Origin of the sequence: Paucidesulfovibrio gracilis DSM 16080, from assembly GCF_900167125.1 — a bacterium.
Classification (GTDB): Bacteria; Desulfobacterota; Desulfovibrionia; order Desulfovibrionales; family Desulfovibrionaceae; genus Paucidesulfovibrio; species Paucidesulfovibrio gracilis.
The window spans coordinates 118,920-134,363 of the sequence record NZ_FUYC01000004.1 but is presented as its reverse complement, the minus strand read 5'-3'; the positions used below and the strand labels follow the sequence as shown (position 1 = coordinate 134,363).

Here is a 15,444-nt window from a genome sequence, read left to right as displayed (position 1 = left end):
ATAATCCAAATCTTATCCCCGGGCACCAGGGGCGATTCCCAGTGCTTTGCCGAGCGCCGCATCGGACCATAGCTCGGCGTCATGCCAAAACCGATTTTGCAGCCCCCAAAGATCCACCTCCAATCCTGCGGCGCGGCTGCGACGAATTATTTCAGCCAGTTCTGCACTTTGGACGGTTCCCTCGCACAGCATATCCCGTAGGGAGCGCCCCAACCGCTGCTCCAACCAGGGCTTCGCCGGATGCCCCTCTCCAATGGAACGAATAAAGTTCCACAAATCCTTCCGATCTTCAAAACACGGCTGGCGAATGACGGCCAAGGCTAAGGCAGGCCACTGCGCAGCCCAAAAAGCTTGATGCTGTGGAACGGATTGATGTGGTCGATATTCCAGGAAAAACTTCGCCTGTTCTGCGTGTCGCCACAAGGCTTCCCAATCTTCCGACGCCGCCAGCTCAACGGCTTCCTGCAACGCACTTTGCCGCATTTTCCAATGTAATGATTCCGGACGGATGGTTTCTTCTGTTCCGTTATCCAACTGAAAATACATTTGCCCGCAAAGACCGTCATCCTTTCTTCCCTGCTCCCAGCGCCAACCGCAACGCACGGCGCCTCCGGCCACCAGCCCACCATGGCACATACGTAAGAGTGCGGTTCCTTCCACAGTGCCGGATTCCAGCGTCCCAGCCAGGGATCGAGCAACCGTGATGTGCACTCCCGGCCAACGCACTTCGGCCTCCCCCCCGGGAGGAGGCATCTCCGCATTGGACCGAAGGCGTACCAAGGCGAGGCACGTCAGCCGCGCTGTTGTTTGCCGACGGGCAACGACTTCTTCCTCGTATAGCGCCATGCCATCAGGATACCGAGGCTCATTCGGATATATTTTCTTCAATTCATCACATAAAACCGATTCAAGATCCGGCCCCCCCGACGCCCGGCAACACTCCATGGCGCGCATGCAGTAGGTGAGCGCGTTCCGTGGTTCCACTCGGGAAACATCATCAAAAAACCAAGCGCAACTTGCAAACATGGCAAGCCCAAAACGCTGCATTTCCAGAAGCTTCCATGATTTTTGGATATTTTCACGAGAAAGTCCAGACTTCATGTAGCTGTTCTGAAACACTTTGGAATCACTTTTTCCCGACAAAAACGTCCCATACGCACGCAGAGCCTCTTCAGGAACAAGAAACAATTCCTTGCCCAAAGCATCAAAATGTTCATCCACTTTCTGTTTAACGGCTTCCAGCCCCTGACGAAGCGGCGCTCTCCATTTCTGATTCCACTGCGGATGCCCACCATCACGGCACCCACAATCGGCCCGCCATCGCTCCACCCCATGGGAACAACTCCAGGAGGACGGCTCCTTCAGCCGTACCCGTTGCTTAGGAGGATTATCCGCAAGATACGCGGCATAGTTGGTAAGACTCCATCCCTGCCGTCCGGCACGGGCTTGTTCCAAAACATACGCCAACGCCATTTCGCCGAAAGGAAAATGGTGACCGTATGTCTCTCCATCCGTGCCGATACTAAGCAACCCCTCGGAGCCAACTCCGGTCAGACGATTCCAAAACCGCTCCCCATCCTTGAGCAGCCCCTCAAAGGCTACGGCCTGGGAAAGCGGCCCATTATAAAAAAACACTGCCATCGGGCGTTCCGAAGGCAAGTCAACAGAATACGGCCTGGAGAGATCCACCTCATCCCCGCTCACAGGTTGCCACGTGCCATCCTCCCCGGCAATGGCCTGCACCTGGTGCGGTGAAAGGATGGTGAAACGTACCCCCTGAGCGGACATGGACTCCAGGGTAGGCGTATCCACGGCGGCCTCGGAAAGCCACATCCCTTCGGCGCGGCGACCGAATCTCGACTCAAAATCATCCAGCGCCCAGGCGATTTCCAACATACGATCCCGTGCTGAGGCCAAGGGCAAAATGGCGTGATGATAAACCTGTGCCATGGCGTTGCCATGTCCCCAACGCTCCTGGGAGCGCCTGTCCGCTTCCAGGAGTCGGGCATAGACTCGGGGAGCGCCTCGTTCCAGCCAGGAAAGCAGCGTCGGACCGAAATTAAAACTGATCCACTCATAACAATTCACGATATCGGTAATCCGCCCTTGGGCATCAAGTCGCCGGGCAAAAGCCAAGGGAGCATACGATTCACGCAATATTCGACTGTTCCAGTCCATGGCCGGAGCGGCCGTACCCTCCGGAAGAATGCATCCTAACCACGGATCCTCCCGAGGAGGCTGATAGAAATGTCCATGTACGCAAAGTTGACCCGCCATCATCGGCTCCTAGTGGAATTCCCGTATTCAAAGTTCGTCTTTGTTCCGTCGCAAATCCCTTTGATTCTGACAACCAAAAGAAAAGCCCGGCTCCGAAAAGATACGAAACCGGGCCTCGCAAATTCGTGTTCCAGCCTGTCAGGGACCGCACGACAGGCAGAAGTTTTGTTGCTCCTCAGACGTTCACCCCGGGACGAAAAATCTTCACCGGACGTTCCGACGATGAATTTTCCGGCACCAAACGATAGCCCATTTGCTTGGCCATGAATGCCAGAGGCTTGGTGTCATGCGTGACGCGCATGATCTCCAACAATGTTTCCACCCCAAGCTTTGCACGCAGATCAAACGGGTTCAATTCACGCAGCAATGTGGAATAGGGCTTGCCCAACCGTTCCGCCACTTCCTTGGCCTGCATTTCGCCACCCAGTACCGAATCCTGCACGACCTTCGTCACATCTTTGGGATACATGCTTCTTTCCCCCTCGGTTTTTCGGTTTAGGCGAAACACTATCAAAAAATTTGTTTCTGCGTCAACACAACCTGTTTTTTTTCATAAAAAAAAGGGTCCAGCGAGCATAACTCACTGAACCCAAATGGTATTTTACAAATAGGAAAAACTACATTGCACTTCCGACCTGGCGCATCAATCGCAACAACTGGTTGGTAAAGCCTGCTTCGTTGTCGTACCAGATGATCAATTTAAGCTGTGTGCCATTGAACACGGAAGTGAGCGGAGCATCCACGACGCCGCCGTGGGTGGAACCCATATAATCTACGGAAACCAAAGGTTCTTCGGTGTAGCCCATATGCTCGTTGGCAGCGGCCTTGAGCACGGCATTCACCTCTTCGGCAGTGGTCTTCTTTTCCAACTCCACCACGAGATCCACAAGGGACACGTTGGCAGTGGGGACACGCACGGCCATGCCGCCCAGCTTTCCGTCAAGCTCGGGGATCACCAGCGCAACCGCTTTAGCCGCCCCCGTCGTTGTGGGCACCATATTCACAGCGCAGGCACGGGCCCGACGGATATCCTTATGCGAACCATCCAAAATCCGCTGACTCATCGTGTAGGAGTGGACCGTGGTCATCTGGCCGTGGCGGATGCCGAAAGTGTCGTTGATGACCTTGGCCACGGGTGCCAGGCAGTTGGTGGTGCAGGAAGCGTTGGAGATGATGCGGTGTTCCGGCTTGAGGTCCGCGTCGTTCACGCCGGTTACGATGGTGACGTCCGGTTCCTTACCTGGAGCCGAGATAACGACTTTTTTGGCACCGCAGGCAAGGTGCTTTTCGCAGCTGTCCCGATCACGGAATTTACCGGTGCTTTCCACAACCATGTCGCAACCGAGATCCCCCCAGGTCCACTCGCCCGGGGCGTTGCGGGTAACCTTGACTTCGTGTCCCTTGACACGAAATCCTTCATCCGTGGGTTCCACATCCATAAACCGGCCATGCACGGAATCATATTTCAACAGGTGGGCAAGCTGCTCGTTGCTGGCCCGGGCGTTTACCGCCACCAGTTCCAATCCGCTTTCTTCCGCCATCAGACGGGTCAAATAGCGACCGATGCGACCAAAGCCGTTCAATCCAACCTTCACAGCCATAATCCAAACGCTCCTTTACCCTTTTCAACGGGTCACGGACGGATCACCGAAACGACGCCCGGCATCCGTCGCCATTATTTTTGGGGTTCAGCCTCGTCCGAGCCGAACTATCTGTCCGATCCCCTGTATATGCCGCAGCATGCGCCGCGTCAACGCCCATTGGCCTTGTCCATACGTTCCTGAAGCCGGGCAAGGGTAGCGCGGTCGTTGAAGTCGAAATGCAGGGGGGTCAGGGTCACATACCCTGCAGTAAGCAACGCCCGATCCCGGTCCGGACTCAACGCTTCCGGCGGGATCTCTCCTTCCAGCCAGTAATAGGGATTTCCCCGGGGATCCTGACGTTCTACATACCAGTCCCTATATGCGGCCCGAGTATGTGGACACAGCCTAAGTCCTTTGTGCTCGGCAAAATCACAGGAGGGGAAATTAAGATTAAGCAATGTCTTGGCAGGAATCTCCGACCAAGGGATATCGGGGAGCAGGGATACCGCAAAACGGGCCTGCTCCGTCAAATCCCTCGGAGTAAAATCGTCCATGGAAACAGCCATGGCCGGAAGCGACATAAGCGCAGCCTCCGTGGCCGCGGAAACCGTACCCGAATAAACGATATCCACTCCGACATTGGCTCCCTTGTTGATGCCGGACATAACCACATCCACATCGCCACGGACCAGCGAACTCAACCCCAGCTTCACGCAGTCGGCGGGAGTACCATGCACGCCGATACCGGAAAACCCGTCTTCCTGAAATGTGTGTACCCGCAACGGTGTGTGAAATGTAATAGCGTGTCCCACGGCGGATTGCTCCGCCACCGGCGCCACCACTTCCACCTCGTGTCCGGCCTCTTTGATCGCCGCATAGAGCGCCCTGATACCGTGAGCCTGAATACCGTCGTCGTTGGTCAAAAGAATGCGCATATCTCGTTCCGCTCCATCCTACTGGAAACGCTCCGTTGCGCGAGCGTCTTGTTTGCGAACCGCCTGGAAATCGCGTACATCAAGCTGGCGGCCTTTTCGCCGCCCCGCTTAGGGCGGGGGTACTGCATCACGGATTCAATGGCAAGAGAGAGCATGGAAAAGAACATATACGTCAAAGACCTTCAGCCCGGCCATGCTGTGCGGGATATTTTTCTTCTAGCCGAGGCCCAACGGGCGCAAGCACGCAACGGTCCCTACTGGAAACTCAAACTTCAAGACGTCACCGGCCGTATCGACGCTGTCATTTGGAGTCCTTTGAGCGAACAGTTTCAGCAACTGGAGCCAGGCAGCCTTGCCGAGGTTTCCGGCCAGGTGGGCAGCTTTAAAGAGCGTCTGCAACTCCGCGTGGACCAACTGATGACACTCAACGGTGACGCACCGGATTTGGGTGAATTTCTACCCCGAAGCGCCACACCGCCCGAAGACCTCTTCGAGGCACTGGATGATTTGGTTCTGGAACACATTACCCATCGCCCGCTTAAAAAGCTGGTCCGCCGAGTGTTCAAGGACAAAAACATCCAACCGCGGCTGATGCAGGGCATGGGAGCCAAGGTGGTACATCATGCATACGTCGGCGGGTTGCTGGAGCACACCTTGGGGGTCGCCCGAGCCTGTATGGCTGCCTGCGACCTCTACCCCCACCTGGACCGACAAATTCTCCTGGCCGGCGCCCTGTTTCACGACATTGGCAAGGCCTGGGAACTCTCCGGCGGACCCGACAACCAGTATACCGACGAGGGCCAACTCCTGGGCCACATCGAATTGGGCTTGGAAGTGCTCCGCCCCTTCTTTGCCAAGGCCCGCGACCTGGAACCGGAAATCATCCTGCACCTCAAACACCTCGTGCTCAGTCATCACGGTGAGCATGAATTCGGCGCGCCCATCCGCCCCAAAAGTGCGGAAGCGTTCGTTTTGCACCTCGCAGACATGATGGATTCCAAATTAAACATTATTTCCGGTGCAATAGAACAAATCGGCGACGGTGAAGGCTTGGCCTGGACACCGTATCTCCGCTTTTTGGAACGCCCCGTCTTCCGGGCTGTCCCCACACCGGACAAAAACAATCAAAACAAAAACGAGACCCCGGAGAACCAATGTTTATTACCTTTGAAGGGATAGAGGGTACCGGCAAGTCCACACAAATTCGTATGCTTGTTGAGCATTTCAAGCAACGCGGGCAAGACGCCATGGTCACCCTGGAGCCGGGGGGAAGTCGGATTGGGAAAGAACTACGCCGCATGCTACTGCACCTGGAGGGCCGCGACATCACGCCGGAAACAGAGCTTTTTCTGTATCTTGCGGACCGCGCACAGCATGCGGCCCAGGTTATCCGACCAGCCTTACAAAGTGGAAAAATTGTTATTTCAGATAGATATGCAGATTCCACCGTTGTTTACCAAGGGTATGGCCGAGGACTGGACCCTCGGTTGTTGCACCAACTCAACGAAGTGGCCGTGGCTGGTTGCTGGCCCCATGTCACCATCCTGCTCGACCTGGAACCGGAGACCGGATTAAACCGGGCTATGGCGCGCAACCTTCGGGAAGGGAAGGCCGTCGAGGAAGGACGTTTTGAGGCGGAAAGTCTGGAATTCCACAAACGCGTGCGCGAAGGCTACCTCACCTGGGCGGCCCTGCACCAGGATCGCATTGAAGTGGTGGACGCCACCCCCGGCCCGGACGAGGTGTTTGAATCAATTCGAACCGTCATTCACCGCGCTCAACAGCGCCACTAATACACCCTCCATCTCTAAAGCAGAACGCAAGGCGGTTTCCAATTGGGAACCGCTTTCTCTTTTTATTCTTTGGAATTTCCAACCCGCTATGATATGGCTTTAACCAAGCGGCAAGTTCTCTAACTCTCGACAAAAAACGCCCTATGATCAACACCGACTCCAGGTTTCTGCAGCGCGGAAAACGCGTGGCTTTTTTCGATTTTCTTATATTTCTCTCTTTGTTGGCACTTCTTGGCTGGCTGCTGGCCCGAGGAACCGACCAACTGGGATACAACTGGCAATGGTATCGTATCCCTCCATTTCTTTTCGAATGGAAGGATGGAGTATTTCATCCCGGTTTATTGCTCCAGGGACTGTGGGTTACGCTGCAAATAACGGGGGCTGCGTTTGTCCTGGCCTTCGCCTTTGGGCTGATCACCGCCCTTTTTCGACTCTCTTCTTCATTTTTGGCCCATGCCTTGGCGCGCTTCTATCTGGAAACGATCCGTAACACCCCTCTCTTGATCCAACTTTTTTTCACTTACTTCGTGCTGGCTCCCATTCTCGGAATTAACGGTTTCTGGGCATCCGTCCTAGCCCTTTCCTTGTTCGAAGGAGCCTACGCTTCTGAAATATTTCGAGCGGGCATCCTCTCCGTGGACGACGGGCAATGGGAGGCGGCGCAAAGTCTTGGGGGAAATCTCCTGTTCACCTACCGGGAGGTCATCCTGCCTCAGGCTGTTCCCCGCATCCTTCCCCCTCTGGCCGGGCAGGCGGTTTCGCTGGTCAAGGATTCCGCCCTTGTCAGTACCGTAGCCGTCTACGACTTGACCATGCAGGGACAATCCATTGTTTCAGATACCTTTTTGACCTTTGAAGTCTGGTTCACCGTGGCCGCCATCTATCTGGCGATCACTCTGCTCCTTTCCGCACTCATTTCCTTCATGAACCGAGCATTCAACGGTGCATGAGAAAATAGATTCTACTCATCCGCAACCATAAGGAGGAACAATGACATTATGGCAAACGACCCGCACGGGCCTTACGGCCCTGATCGTCATCCTGGGGTTGGCCACGGCCGTCTGGGCCGGAGATAGCCGCCAGGAACTGGCCCAAGACAGCACTCTGGAACAAGTCATGCAACGAGGGGTTCTCAAAGTGGGCTTCTCCACCTTTGTCCCCTGGGCCATGAAGGATAAAAACGGCGAATTCATCGGCTTTGAAATTGATGTGGCCCGCCGCCTGGCCAACGACATGGGCGTTCGCGTCCAGTTTGTCCCCACCAAGTGGGACGGAATCATTCCGGCCCTTCTGGCAGGTAAATTTGATATCATCATCGGCGGCATGGGCATCACACCAAGCCGAAACCTCAAGGTCAATTTTTCAGATCCCTATGAGTTTACAGGGATGTCCATTGTGGCTCACAAGAAACTTGCCGCAGGAATGACGACCCTTGAGCAGTTCAACCTCTCCGATGTCACCGTGGCCGTTCGCCTGGGAACCACGGCTGAAAAAGCAGCCAAAAACTTCCTGCCCCATGCCGAACTTCGCCAGTTCGGCGACGAGGCCGCTTCCATTCAGGAACTGCTTAACGGCAAAGCACATTGCCTGGTCGCCTCCAACCCTCTGCCGCGGAATCTGGTGGCCAAATACCCCGACCAACTCTTTCTCCCTCTGGATGAAGACTTCACCAAGGAACCCATCGGCTTTGCCGTCCGCAAGGGTGATCCTGACTTCTTGAACTTCCTCAATAACTGGATCAGGGTAGCCAATGCCGAAGGTTGGCTTGCGGCCCGGTTCGACCATTGGTTCCACACAGAAGAATGGAAATCTCAGGTGGAGTAGGGAAGAGTCCCATTGCGAAATCGAAAACTCAGGGTCACGCCCCTGGATGCGGCCATTCTCGCGCTGCTGATCGGGGCGGCCCTTCTCTTCGGCTACAGAGCAGCCCGCGGCTTAAATTACGACTGGAATTGGTCGTCCATGCCCCACTACCTGCTGCGTTTTGACGAGCAAGAGCAGACCTGGAAAGCGGGCCTTCTGCTTCAAGGACTATTCGTAACTCTGCGACTCAGTCTGCTTTCCGGTTTGCTGGCCACGCTGTTCGGCACCATCATGGGGCTGTTCCGCACCAGTCGAAGTCCACTCCAGCAGATGGTAGGAGCGGCCTATGTCGGTTTAGTACGAAACACCCCGCCTCTGGTGCTGGTCTTCGTGTTTTACTTCTTTCTCGGCGACCAGATCATCACGGCTTTGGGAGTGGACGACCTCGTATATCGTATCCCAGAACGCTCCCAATGCATTCTCTGCTTCTTTCTCGGCCCACCACAACAAATCCCAGCCTTCCTTTCCGCCGTACTCACCCTGGCACTTTTTGAAGGGGCGTACATCGCTGAAATCGTTCGGGCCGGCATTGAATCCGTACCACGCGGGCAGTGGGAGGCAGCATCCGCACTGGGATTCACCCGCTGGGGCTGTCTGCGAAACATCATCCTACCGCAGGCTCTCGCCACCATGATTCCGGCCCTTGCCGGACAGTTCATCTCCACCATCAAGGATTCAGCCATCGTCTCCATCATTTCCATCCAGGAATTGACCTTTGCCGGACAGGAACTCATGGCGGCCACATATCGAACTTTTGAAATCTGGACGTTGGTGCTGGTCATGTATTTTACCATGACTTTTCCGCTTTCTCTCGGCGTTCGAAGACTCGAACAGCGCATGAACCGCCACAGGAATGAACGATGACGCAGAGAAGCGCCAAGGCTTTGACAACCACCGACAAAACCACCATGATGGACGCAACCTGAAACATTTGGAGGAACTATGTCCCACCATGTTGAATTCTATGGGCTTTCAACCTGCATTCATTGCAAAAAAGCCCTGCAATATCTGGAAGAATGTGAAGTAGCTTGTGATCCCGTATTCGTCGATAAGCTGGAAGGCGAAGAGCGAAAAAGCACCATTGCAAAAGTCAAGGAGCACAACCCCGCTGTCTCGTTTCCCACGCTCGTGATCAACGGAAAAGTCGTGGTGGGATTCAACAAAGACAAAATTGACGCGGCCCTGGGAAAATAACCCCGACAAACGGAGGTACGCGGCATGGATGCAAAACAGCTCTATCAGGCGCTGAAAAAACTCCAGGAACCCAAAGGCTACTACTTCAACGAAGACATGGACATGACCATGCCCCTGCTAGAAAGCCTGCTGGAGAACAGGGAACGGTACGGGTACATGGCTTGCCCCTGCCGGCTGGCCAACGGCGACTTTGACGCGGACAAAGACATTGTTTGCCCGTGCGTCTACCGAGAGGCTGACGTAAAAGAATATGGAGCCTGCTTCTGTGGTCTCTATGTCTCAAAGGAGTGGAACGAAGGGGGCATCGAACGAAAGCTGGTTCCAGAACGCCGCCCGCCTGAAAAAATTCAATGGTAAGATAAGCAGTCAAAAACCATCTCCCCCTTCCGGCCGTACGCTCGGAAGGGGATTTTTCCTCTCCGTTGTAATGAAAAAGCCGGAACATCTGTTGGATGCTCCGGCTCTGCGTACCGTCCCTGAATGGATCGGCAGCTTACTTGCTCACCTTGAGCTTTTGCCAATATTCCTCATACAAAAGGATGGCGTCCCCCACGTCGTCCTGAAACTCGGAACGCTCCATGACCTCCTTCGGAGGGAAGACCACCGAGCTGTTGCGCAGCTCCTCTGGCAAAAGCTCCTGTGCCGCGGGAATGGGAGTTGGATAACCGTACTCCTCGCAGCACATGGCCGAGATGTCCGGACGAAGCATAAAGTTGATGAAGGCATGCGCATTTTCAATGTTGCGCGCCCCCTTGGGAATCACAAAGTTATCCATCCAGAAAATGCCACCCTCTTGCGGCCAGACAAATTGCAACGAATCGATTTCTTGCATGGCCACATAGGCTTCACCGTTCCAAATCATGCCTCCGGACACCTCCTCCCCGAGAAACGCCAACTTGGGGCTGTCCGAGTTGAACACGCGGACGGAAGGCACCAACGTACGAAGCAATTCATATACTTCCTTGATCTTCTCAGAATCGGTCTCATTAAGCGAATAGCCCTTGAGCAACAATCCAATACCGAACACTTCGCGCAAATCATTCTGCAGCAATAAACGCCCTTTGAGCGCCTCGTCCCAAAGCCCCTTCCAGGAGGACACTTTTTCCGGGTCCACCGCGTCGGCATTGACCAAAATGCCGGTCCCTCCCCATAGATACGGAACAGAATACTGATTTCCCGGGTCATAGGATTTGTCCAGAATCGCCGGGTTCACGTTCGAAAAATTCGGGAGCAAGGAACGATCAAGGGGTGCAAGCAAGCCATCGTTGCGCATTCGATTCACAAAATAGGTCGAGGGTACCACCACGTCATATCCCTCCCCACCCAGCAGCTTCACCTTGGCATACATGGCTTCATTGCTTTCATACGTGGTATAAACCACCTTGATGCCGGTTTCCTTGGTAAAACGGGACAACACCTGGTCAGGAATGTACTCGGTCCAGTTGTAAACATAGACCTCTCCCCCCCCGGCAAAGGCCGATCCGGTCAGCAGGACCAGAAGCAGCGACAAGATACATTGTCTCATCTTTTTCTCCTCAAAAGCAGTTGCGAGGTAAACACTATCACAACCGTGAGTCCGAACATGATGGCGGAAAGCGCGTTCACGTCCGGCTTCACCCCAAGCCGAACCATGGAATATACCCGGAGCGGCAAGATATCGAACTCCGGCCCAGTCACGAAGAAACTGATAATCACGTCATCCATGGACAACGTGAACGAAAGGAGCCACCCCGCCACAACCGCAGGCAGCAGCATGGGCAGCAGAACATGTCGAAAAGCCTGAAACTCTCCGGCTCCGAGATCCTGAGCCGCCTCAATCAGGTGTCCGTCAAACCCGGCTAAGCGGGAACTGACGGTCACCGTAACAAACGGTAGGCAGAAGGTGGTGTGTGCCAAAAGAAGCGTTAAAAAACCGGGTTTCAGCCCGATGAACATGAACAGCACCAATAAGGCCACTCCCATGACAATATCCGGCGAGACCATAAGTATAAAAAGCACTGACTGCATGATCTGTTTGCCGCGAAAGCGGTAACGATACAATGCCACTGACGCGAGCACTCCCAACATGGTGGCGGCAGTGGCCGAAAGTACGGCCACAGTGAGGGAATTCAATGCCGCATCCATGAGTTGCGTATTTTCCAGAAGCCGCCCGAACCACTTCCAGGTAAACCCCTTCCAGGCTACCGAATATTTAGAGTCGTTGAAGGCAAACACCACCAGCACGGCAATGGGCAAATATAAAAAAACATAGACCGGCAGCAGCCGCAGCAGTTGCAACACGCTCCTCATGCCTCGCCCCCATCAAAACCGTCACGGCCAGGGCGGCGAACACGTCGCGCACTGGCATGATAGGCCAGGAGCAGCCCGCCCATGAGCAAGGTGAGCACCACGCTGGCAGCTGAACCGACCGGCCAATCCCTGGCGGTCAGGAACTGATCCTTGATGAAATTCCCCGCAATGACATGCTTTCCGCCGCCCAACAGATCTGGAATGTAGAACATTCCCAAGGCCGGCAAAAAGACCATCATGGAACCGGCGATAATGCCGGGCATGGTCAACGGCAGTGTAACGCGCACAAAGGTCTGCAACCGCCCGGCTCCGAGATCCCGGGCCGCCTCCAGAAGCGTACGGTCCAATTTTTCAAGCGAGGCGTAAAGCGGAAGAATCATAAACGGCAACAACGTGTAGACCAATCCGATAAACACAGCGGCCTCGGTATACAGCAACGACACGGGACCATCCGACAAACCGAGCCACACCAACAGCAGGGAAATCAAGCCCTTTGCCTTGAGCAGAAAAACCAGGGCGTATGTCCGTAAAAGGGAGTTGGTCCAAAAGGGAATCACCACCAGCAGCAACAGCACGGCCTTGCCTCGTCCCTTCCAGCCAGCCAGGGCCGCGGCAAAGGGATAGCCCACCAACAAACACAGCACCGTGGCACCGGTGGCGAGATAAACGGATTGCTGCAGCACCTCGAGAAACACGGGATCCAGGATGCCACGGTATCCTTGAAGCGAAAATTGGAACACGACAAACGACGAAGCATCCCTCGTAAGAAAACTCGTTCCCACGATAAGCAGAATAGGCAACAAGGCGAACACGCCAAGCCAAAGCGTGGCGCCGCCGATGGAAAGCCGCTTAAAAGGGCTCGTCGTCTTCATGGGGCAAGACCACCTCCCAACCGTCGAACCAGCTGACCACGACCCGTTCTCCGGCCTGAAAATTCATCTTGTCCGCGTCCTCGTCAAAGAACTCGGTGACCAAAATCTCATGCCCGCTGTCCAGTTGCACCACCATGTCCCACGTGGAGCCTTTGTACACGGTTTCCATGATCCGGCCGGGCAGCCAAAGCTTATCGTCATCCTCCGGCTCCTCCCTCTCCACCAGGAGATCCTCCGGACGGAGCAAAACACGGATACGGTCACCGGGCTGAAATCCGCGATGCGAAGACAACTCACAGGTTCGACCTTCGACCAACGCTTGAAGAATGCCACCGTCGCTTTGACCGGCCACGCCCTCAAACACGTTGGTTTCCCCCACGAATCGGGCAACGAACATATTCACCGGCTGTTCATACACTTCCACCGGCGTCCCCACCTGGGCCACGCAGCCTTCATTCATGACCACCACCCGGTCGGACATGGAAAAGGCCTCTTCCTGATCATGGGTGACGAAAATAAAGGTAATGCCCATTTCGCGCCGCAGCTGCTTCAATTCCGTACGCATCTGCACCCGCAATTTGTAATCCAGAGCACTTAGCGGCTCATCCAACAAAAGAACCAAAGGTCGATTCACTACAGCCCGTGCAATGGCCACCCGCTGCTGCTGGCCGCCCGAGAGGCTGGTGGGACGACGTCCGGCCTGCCCTGCAAGTCCGACCATGCGCAGCGCCTTGGCGACACGTTCGCCAATTTCAACTTTTGGAATGCCAGACATCCGCAACCCAAAGGCCACGTTGTCGAAAACACTCATATGCGGAAACAGCGCGTAGCTTTGAAAGACCGTGTTTACGCGCCGGCCGTCCGGAGGGACGTCACGCATGGAACGGCCGTCAAGAATAATTTCACCGGAAGAAGGAGATTCAAACCCGGCAAGAAGCCGCAGCAGCGTGGTTTTCCCACACCCACTCGGCCCGAGAATGGTTAGAAATTCTCCGTGGCGGATGTCCAGGCAGACATCGTGGAGCACGGTTTCGCCATCAAACTCTTTGGCAACGTGCTCAAGACGGATGACAGATTGCTCTTCGGACATGGCTTTCCCCCGCACCATAAAAGTCCATCCGAAAACGACACTCCATCAGCAGGAGTGTGACGCCAACAGGATCCAGCAAAAAGGCTTCCCCCTATGCCGTATTCGTCACATTCCTGCAAGAAGAAAATAGCCTCAAAAAGTATGGCGTATTACACCCTATTCTTCAAACAATTTTACCTCGCCAAGCCACTTGGCAAACGCGTCACGCCCACGCGCCGCGTATAATTCCTTACGCTTCTTTTTTGGAGCGCGACGGTTCAAAGCAGGCATCAACCCAAAATGCACGTTGGAAGGCTGGAAGCGTTTTGCCGGAGGAGTACCTAAATGAGCAAGTAGCCCGCCCAATGCGGTTTCACACGGCGGACACGGCAAATCACGCCCACGCAGACGCGCCGCAAGCAGATGCCCGAGCCACAACCCGCAGGCCGCAGACTCCACATACCCCTCCACCCCGGTAATCTGACCAGCGAGATACGTCCCAGGCCTGGCCTTCAACTCCAGCCCGTCCAATATGCTGGGGGCATCCACATACGTATTGCGATGAATGGAACCAAGACGCAAAAATTCGGCGTTTTCCAATCCCGGAATCATCCGAAAAATACGCTTTTGCTCCGGATAGGTCAGCTTGGTTTGAAAGCCTACCATGTTGAATGCGGTTTTTTCCCGATTTTCGGCGCGGAGCTGCACCACGGCGAACGGCTGCTCTCCGGTGCGCGGATCCTCCAATCCAACAGGCTTCAACGGACCAAAAGCCAGGGTCATTTCTCCACGTTCTGCCATTTCCTCAACGGGAAGACAGCCCTCGAAATGAATATGCTGTTCAAACTCACGCGGTTTGACTTTCTCTGCCGCAAGCATGGCGTTGATGAAAGCCTTGTACTGCTCCTCAGACAGAGGACAATTGAGATAATCCGTATCCTCCGGGCGGTAGCGGGATCCCCAGAAAGCTTTATTCATGTCCACGGATTCAGAGGCAATGATCGGAGCAATGGCGTCATAAAAATACAATCGCTCCCCCCCCACCAACTGCTGCAAATCCTCGGCAAGAGACTCGGAGGCCATGGGACCGGCAGCAACCACCACGGCAGTTGCTCCCTGCAACGAGGCATGATCCAAACTGCCGATCTCCTCACGCACCAGGACGATATTCGGCTCACCCGAAACCACCTCGGTCATTCGGGACGAAAACCGTTCACGATCCACGGCCAACGCCTTTCCCGCGGGGACACGGACTTCGTCCGCCACGTTCATAACAAGGCTGTGCAGTGCCCGCATTTCCTGCTTAAGCAATCCCACCCCGGTTGACGGCTCCTCCGAACGCAAAGAATTGGAGCAAACCAACTCGGCCAGGCCGGAATTGTGGTGCGCTTCGGAAAAACGCTCCGGCTTCATTTCAAACATCCGGACCGGCACACCGGCCCTGGAAAGGGTATACGCGCACTCGCAGCCCGCTAGTCCGCCCCCGATCACCGCTACCCACATATCGTTATTCCGTGTCTCCGACATTGTCGTCTCCGGCTTTTTTCCGTATACACCTGTCAATGCAGG

General features: G+C 55.0%; 16 protein-coding genes. 7 read left to right on the top strand and 9 right to left on the bottom strand.

What is annotated here, in order from left to right; genetic code table 11:
- Positions 1-12: 12 nt before the first annotated feature.
- The 4 genes from B5D49_RS06935 to surE all read right to left on the bottom strand — a co-directional run bounded on the left by B5D49_RS06935 (position 13) and on the right by surE (position 4,795).
- Complete coding sequence (locus B5D49_RS06935) at positions 13-2,277, bottom strand: DUF3536 domain-containing protein (RefSeq protein ID WP_144019243.1); 2,265 nt, start codon at positions 2,275-2,277, stop codon at positions 13-15.
- A gap of 175 nt (positions 2,278-2,452) precedes the next feature.
- Positions 2,453-2,746: a phage regulatory CII family protein gene (locus B5D49_RS06930; protein ID WP_078716954.1), complete on the bottom strand. Its 294-nt coding sequence runs from the start codon at positions 2,744-2,746 to the stop codon at positions 2,453-2,455.
- 148 nt (positions 2,747-2,894) lie between these two features.
- A complete protein-coding gene (gene gap, locus B5D49_RS06925) occupies positions 2,895-3,878 on the bottom strand; it encodes a type I glyceraldehyde-3-phosphate dehydrogenase (RefSeq protein WP_078716953.1) in 984 nt (327 codons plus the stop codon).
- A 149-nt stretch (positions 3,879-4,027) separates the two neighbouring features.
- Positions 4,028-4,795, bottom strand: a complete 768-nt coding sequence (surE, locus tag B5D49_RS06920; RefSeq protein ID WP_078716952.1) for a 5'/3'-nucleotidase SurE — start codon at positions 4,793-4,795, stop codon at positions 4,028-4,030.
- Between the two features lie 153 nt (positions 4,796-4,948).
- Between surE and B5D49_RS06915 the strand changes: the two genes are divergently transcribed.
- From B5D49_RS06915 to B5D49_RS06885, 7 genes are all read left to right on the top strand, one after another.
- Positions 4,949-5,974, top strand: coding sequence for a 3'-5' exoribonuclease YhaM family protein (locus B5D49_RS06915; RefSeq protein WP_234990654.1), 1,026 nt, complete (start codon positions 4,949-4,951; stop codon positions 5,972-5,974).
- Entirely contained in the window at positions 5,950-6,588 is a 639-nt protein-coding gene (gene tmk / locus B5D49_RS06910) for a dTMP kinase (protein ID WP_078716951.1), read from the top strand. Before B5D49_RS06915 ends, tmk begins: the two co-directional genes overlap by 25 nt.
- A 143-nt stretch (positions 6,589-6,731) precedes the next feature.
- Positions 6,732-7,538: an amino acid ABC transporter permease gene (locus B5D49_RS06905; RefSeq protein ID WP_078716950.1), complete on the top strand. Its 807-nt coding sequence runs from the start codon at positions 6,732-6,734 to the stop codon at positions 7,536-7,538.
- 40 nt (positions 7,539-7,578) lie between these two features.
- Positions 7,579-8,412 carry a transporter substrate-binding domain-containing protein gene (locus B5D49_RS06900; protein WP_078716949.1) on the top strand — a complete coding sequence of 278 codons (834 nt, stop codon included), beginning with the start codon at positions 7,579-7,581 and terminating at the stop codon, positions 8,410-8,412.
- 12 nt (positions 8,413-8,424) lie between these two features.
- Positions 8,425-9,315, top strand: a complete 891-nt coding sequence (locus tag B5D49_RS06895) for an amino acid ABC transporter permease (protein WP_078716948.1) — start codon at positions 8,425-8,427, stop codon at positions 9,313-9,315.
- A 78-nt stretch (positions 9,316-9,393) separates the two neighbouring features.
- Positions 9,394-9,645: a glutaredoxin family protein gene (locus B5D49_RS06890; protein WP_078716947.1), complete on the top strand. Its 252-nt coding sequence runs from the start codon at positions 9,394-9,396 to the stop codon at positions 9,643-9,645.
- Between the two features lie 24 nt (positions 9,646-9,669).
- Positions 9,670-10,002 (top strand): ferredoxin-thioredoxin reductase catalytic domain-containing protein, encoded by a 333-nt coding sequence (locus tag B5D49_RS06885; RefSeq protein WP_078716946.1) that lies wholly within the window; start codon positions 9,670-9,672, stop codon positions 10,000-10,002.
- Between the two features lie 136 nt (positions 10,003-10,138).
- On the opposite strand, the gene B5D49_RS06880 is transcribed toward B5D49_RS06885, so the two are convergent.
- From B5D49_RS06880 to trmFO, 5 genes are all read right to left on the bottom strand, one after another.
- Positions 10,139-11,170, bottom strand: a complete 1,032-nt coding sequence (locus tag B5D49_RS06880; RefSeq protein WP_078716945.1) for an extracellular solute-binding protein — start codon at positions 11,168-11,170, stop codon at positions 10,139-10,141.
- A complete protein-coding gene (gene potC, locus B5D49_RS06875; protein ID WP_078716944.1) occupies positions 11,167-11,934 on the bottom strand; it encodes a spermidine/putrescine ABC transporter permease PotC in 768 nt (255 codons plus the stop codon). The genes B5D49_RS06880 and potC overlap by 4 nt, the downstream gene beginning before the upstream one ends.
- A complete protein-coding gene (potB, locus tag B5D49_RS06870; protein WP_078716943.1) occupies positions 11,931-12,806 on the bottom strand; it encodes a spermidine/putrescine ABC transporter permease PotB in 876 nt (291 codons plus the stop codon). The genes potC and potB overlap by 4 nt, the downstream gene beginning before the upstream one ends.
- Positions 12,784-13,896 carry a spermidine/putrescine ABC transporter ATP-binding protein PotA gene (gene potA / locus B5D49_RS06865; protein ID WP_078717009.1) on the bottom strand — a complete coding sequence of 371 codons (1,113 nt, stop codon included), beginning with the start codon at positions 13,894-13,896 and terminating at the stop codon, positions 12,784-12,786. The genes potB and potA overlap by 23 nt, the downstream gene beginning before the upstream one ends.
- A 156-nt stretch (positions 13,897-14,052) precedes the next feature.
- Positions 14,053-15,402 (bottom strand): methylenetetrahydrofolate--tRNA-(uracil(54)-C(5))-methyltransferase (FADH(2)-oxidizing) TrmFO, encoded by a 1,350-nt coding sequence (trmFO, locus tag B5D49_RS06860; RefSeq protein WP_078716942.1) that lies wholly within the window; start codon positions 15,400-15,402, stop codon positions 14,053-14,055.
- Positions 15,403-15,444: the final 42 nt, after the last annotated feature.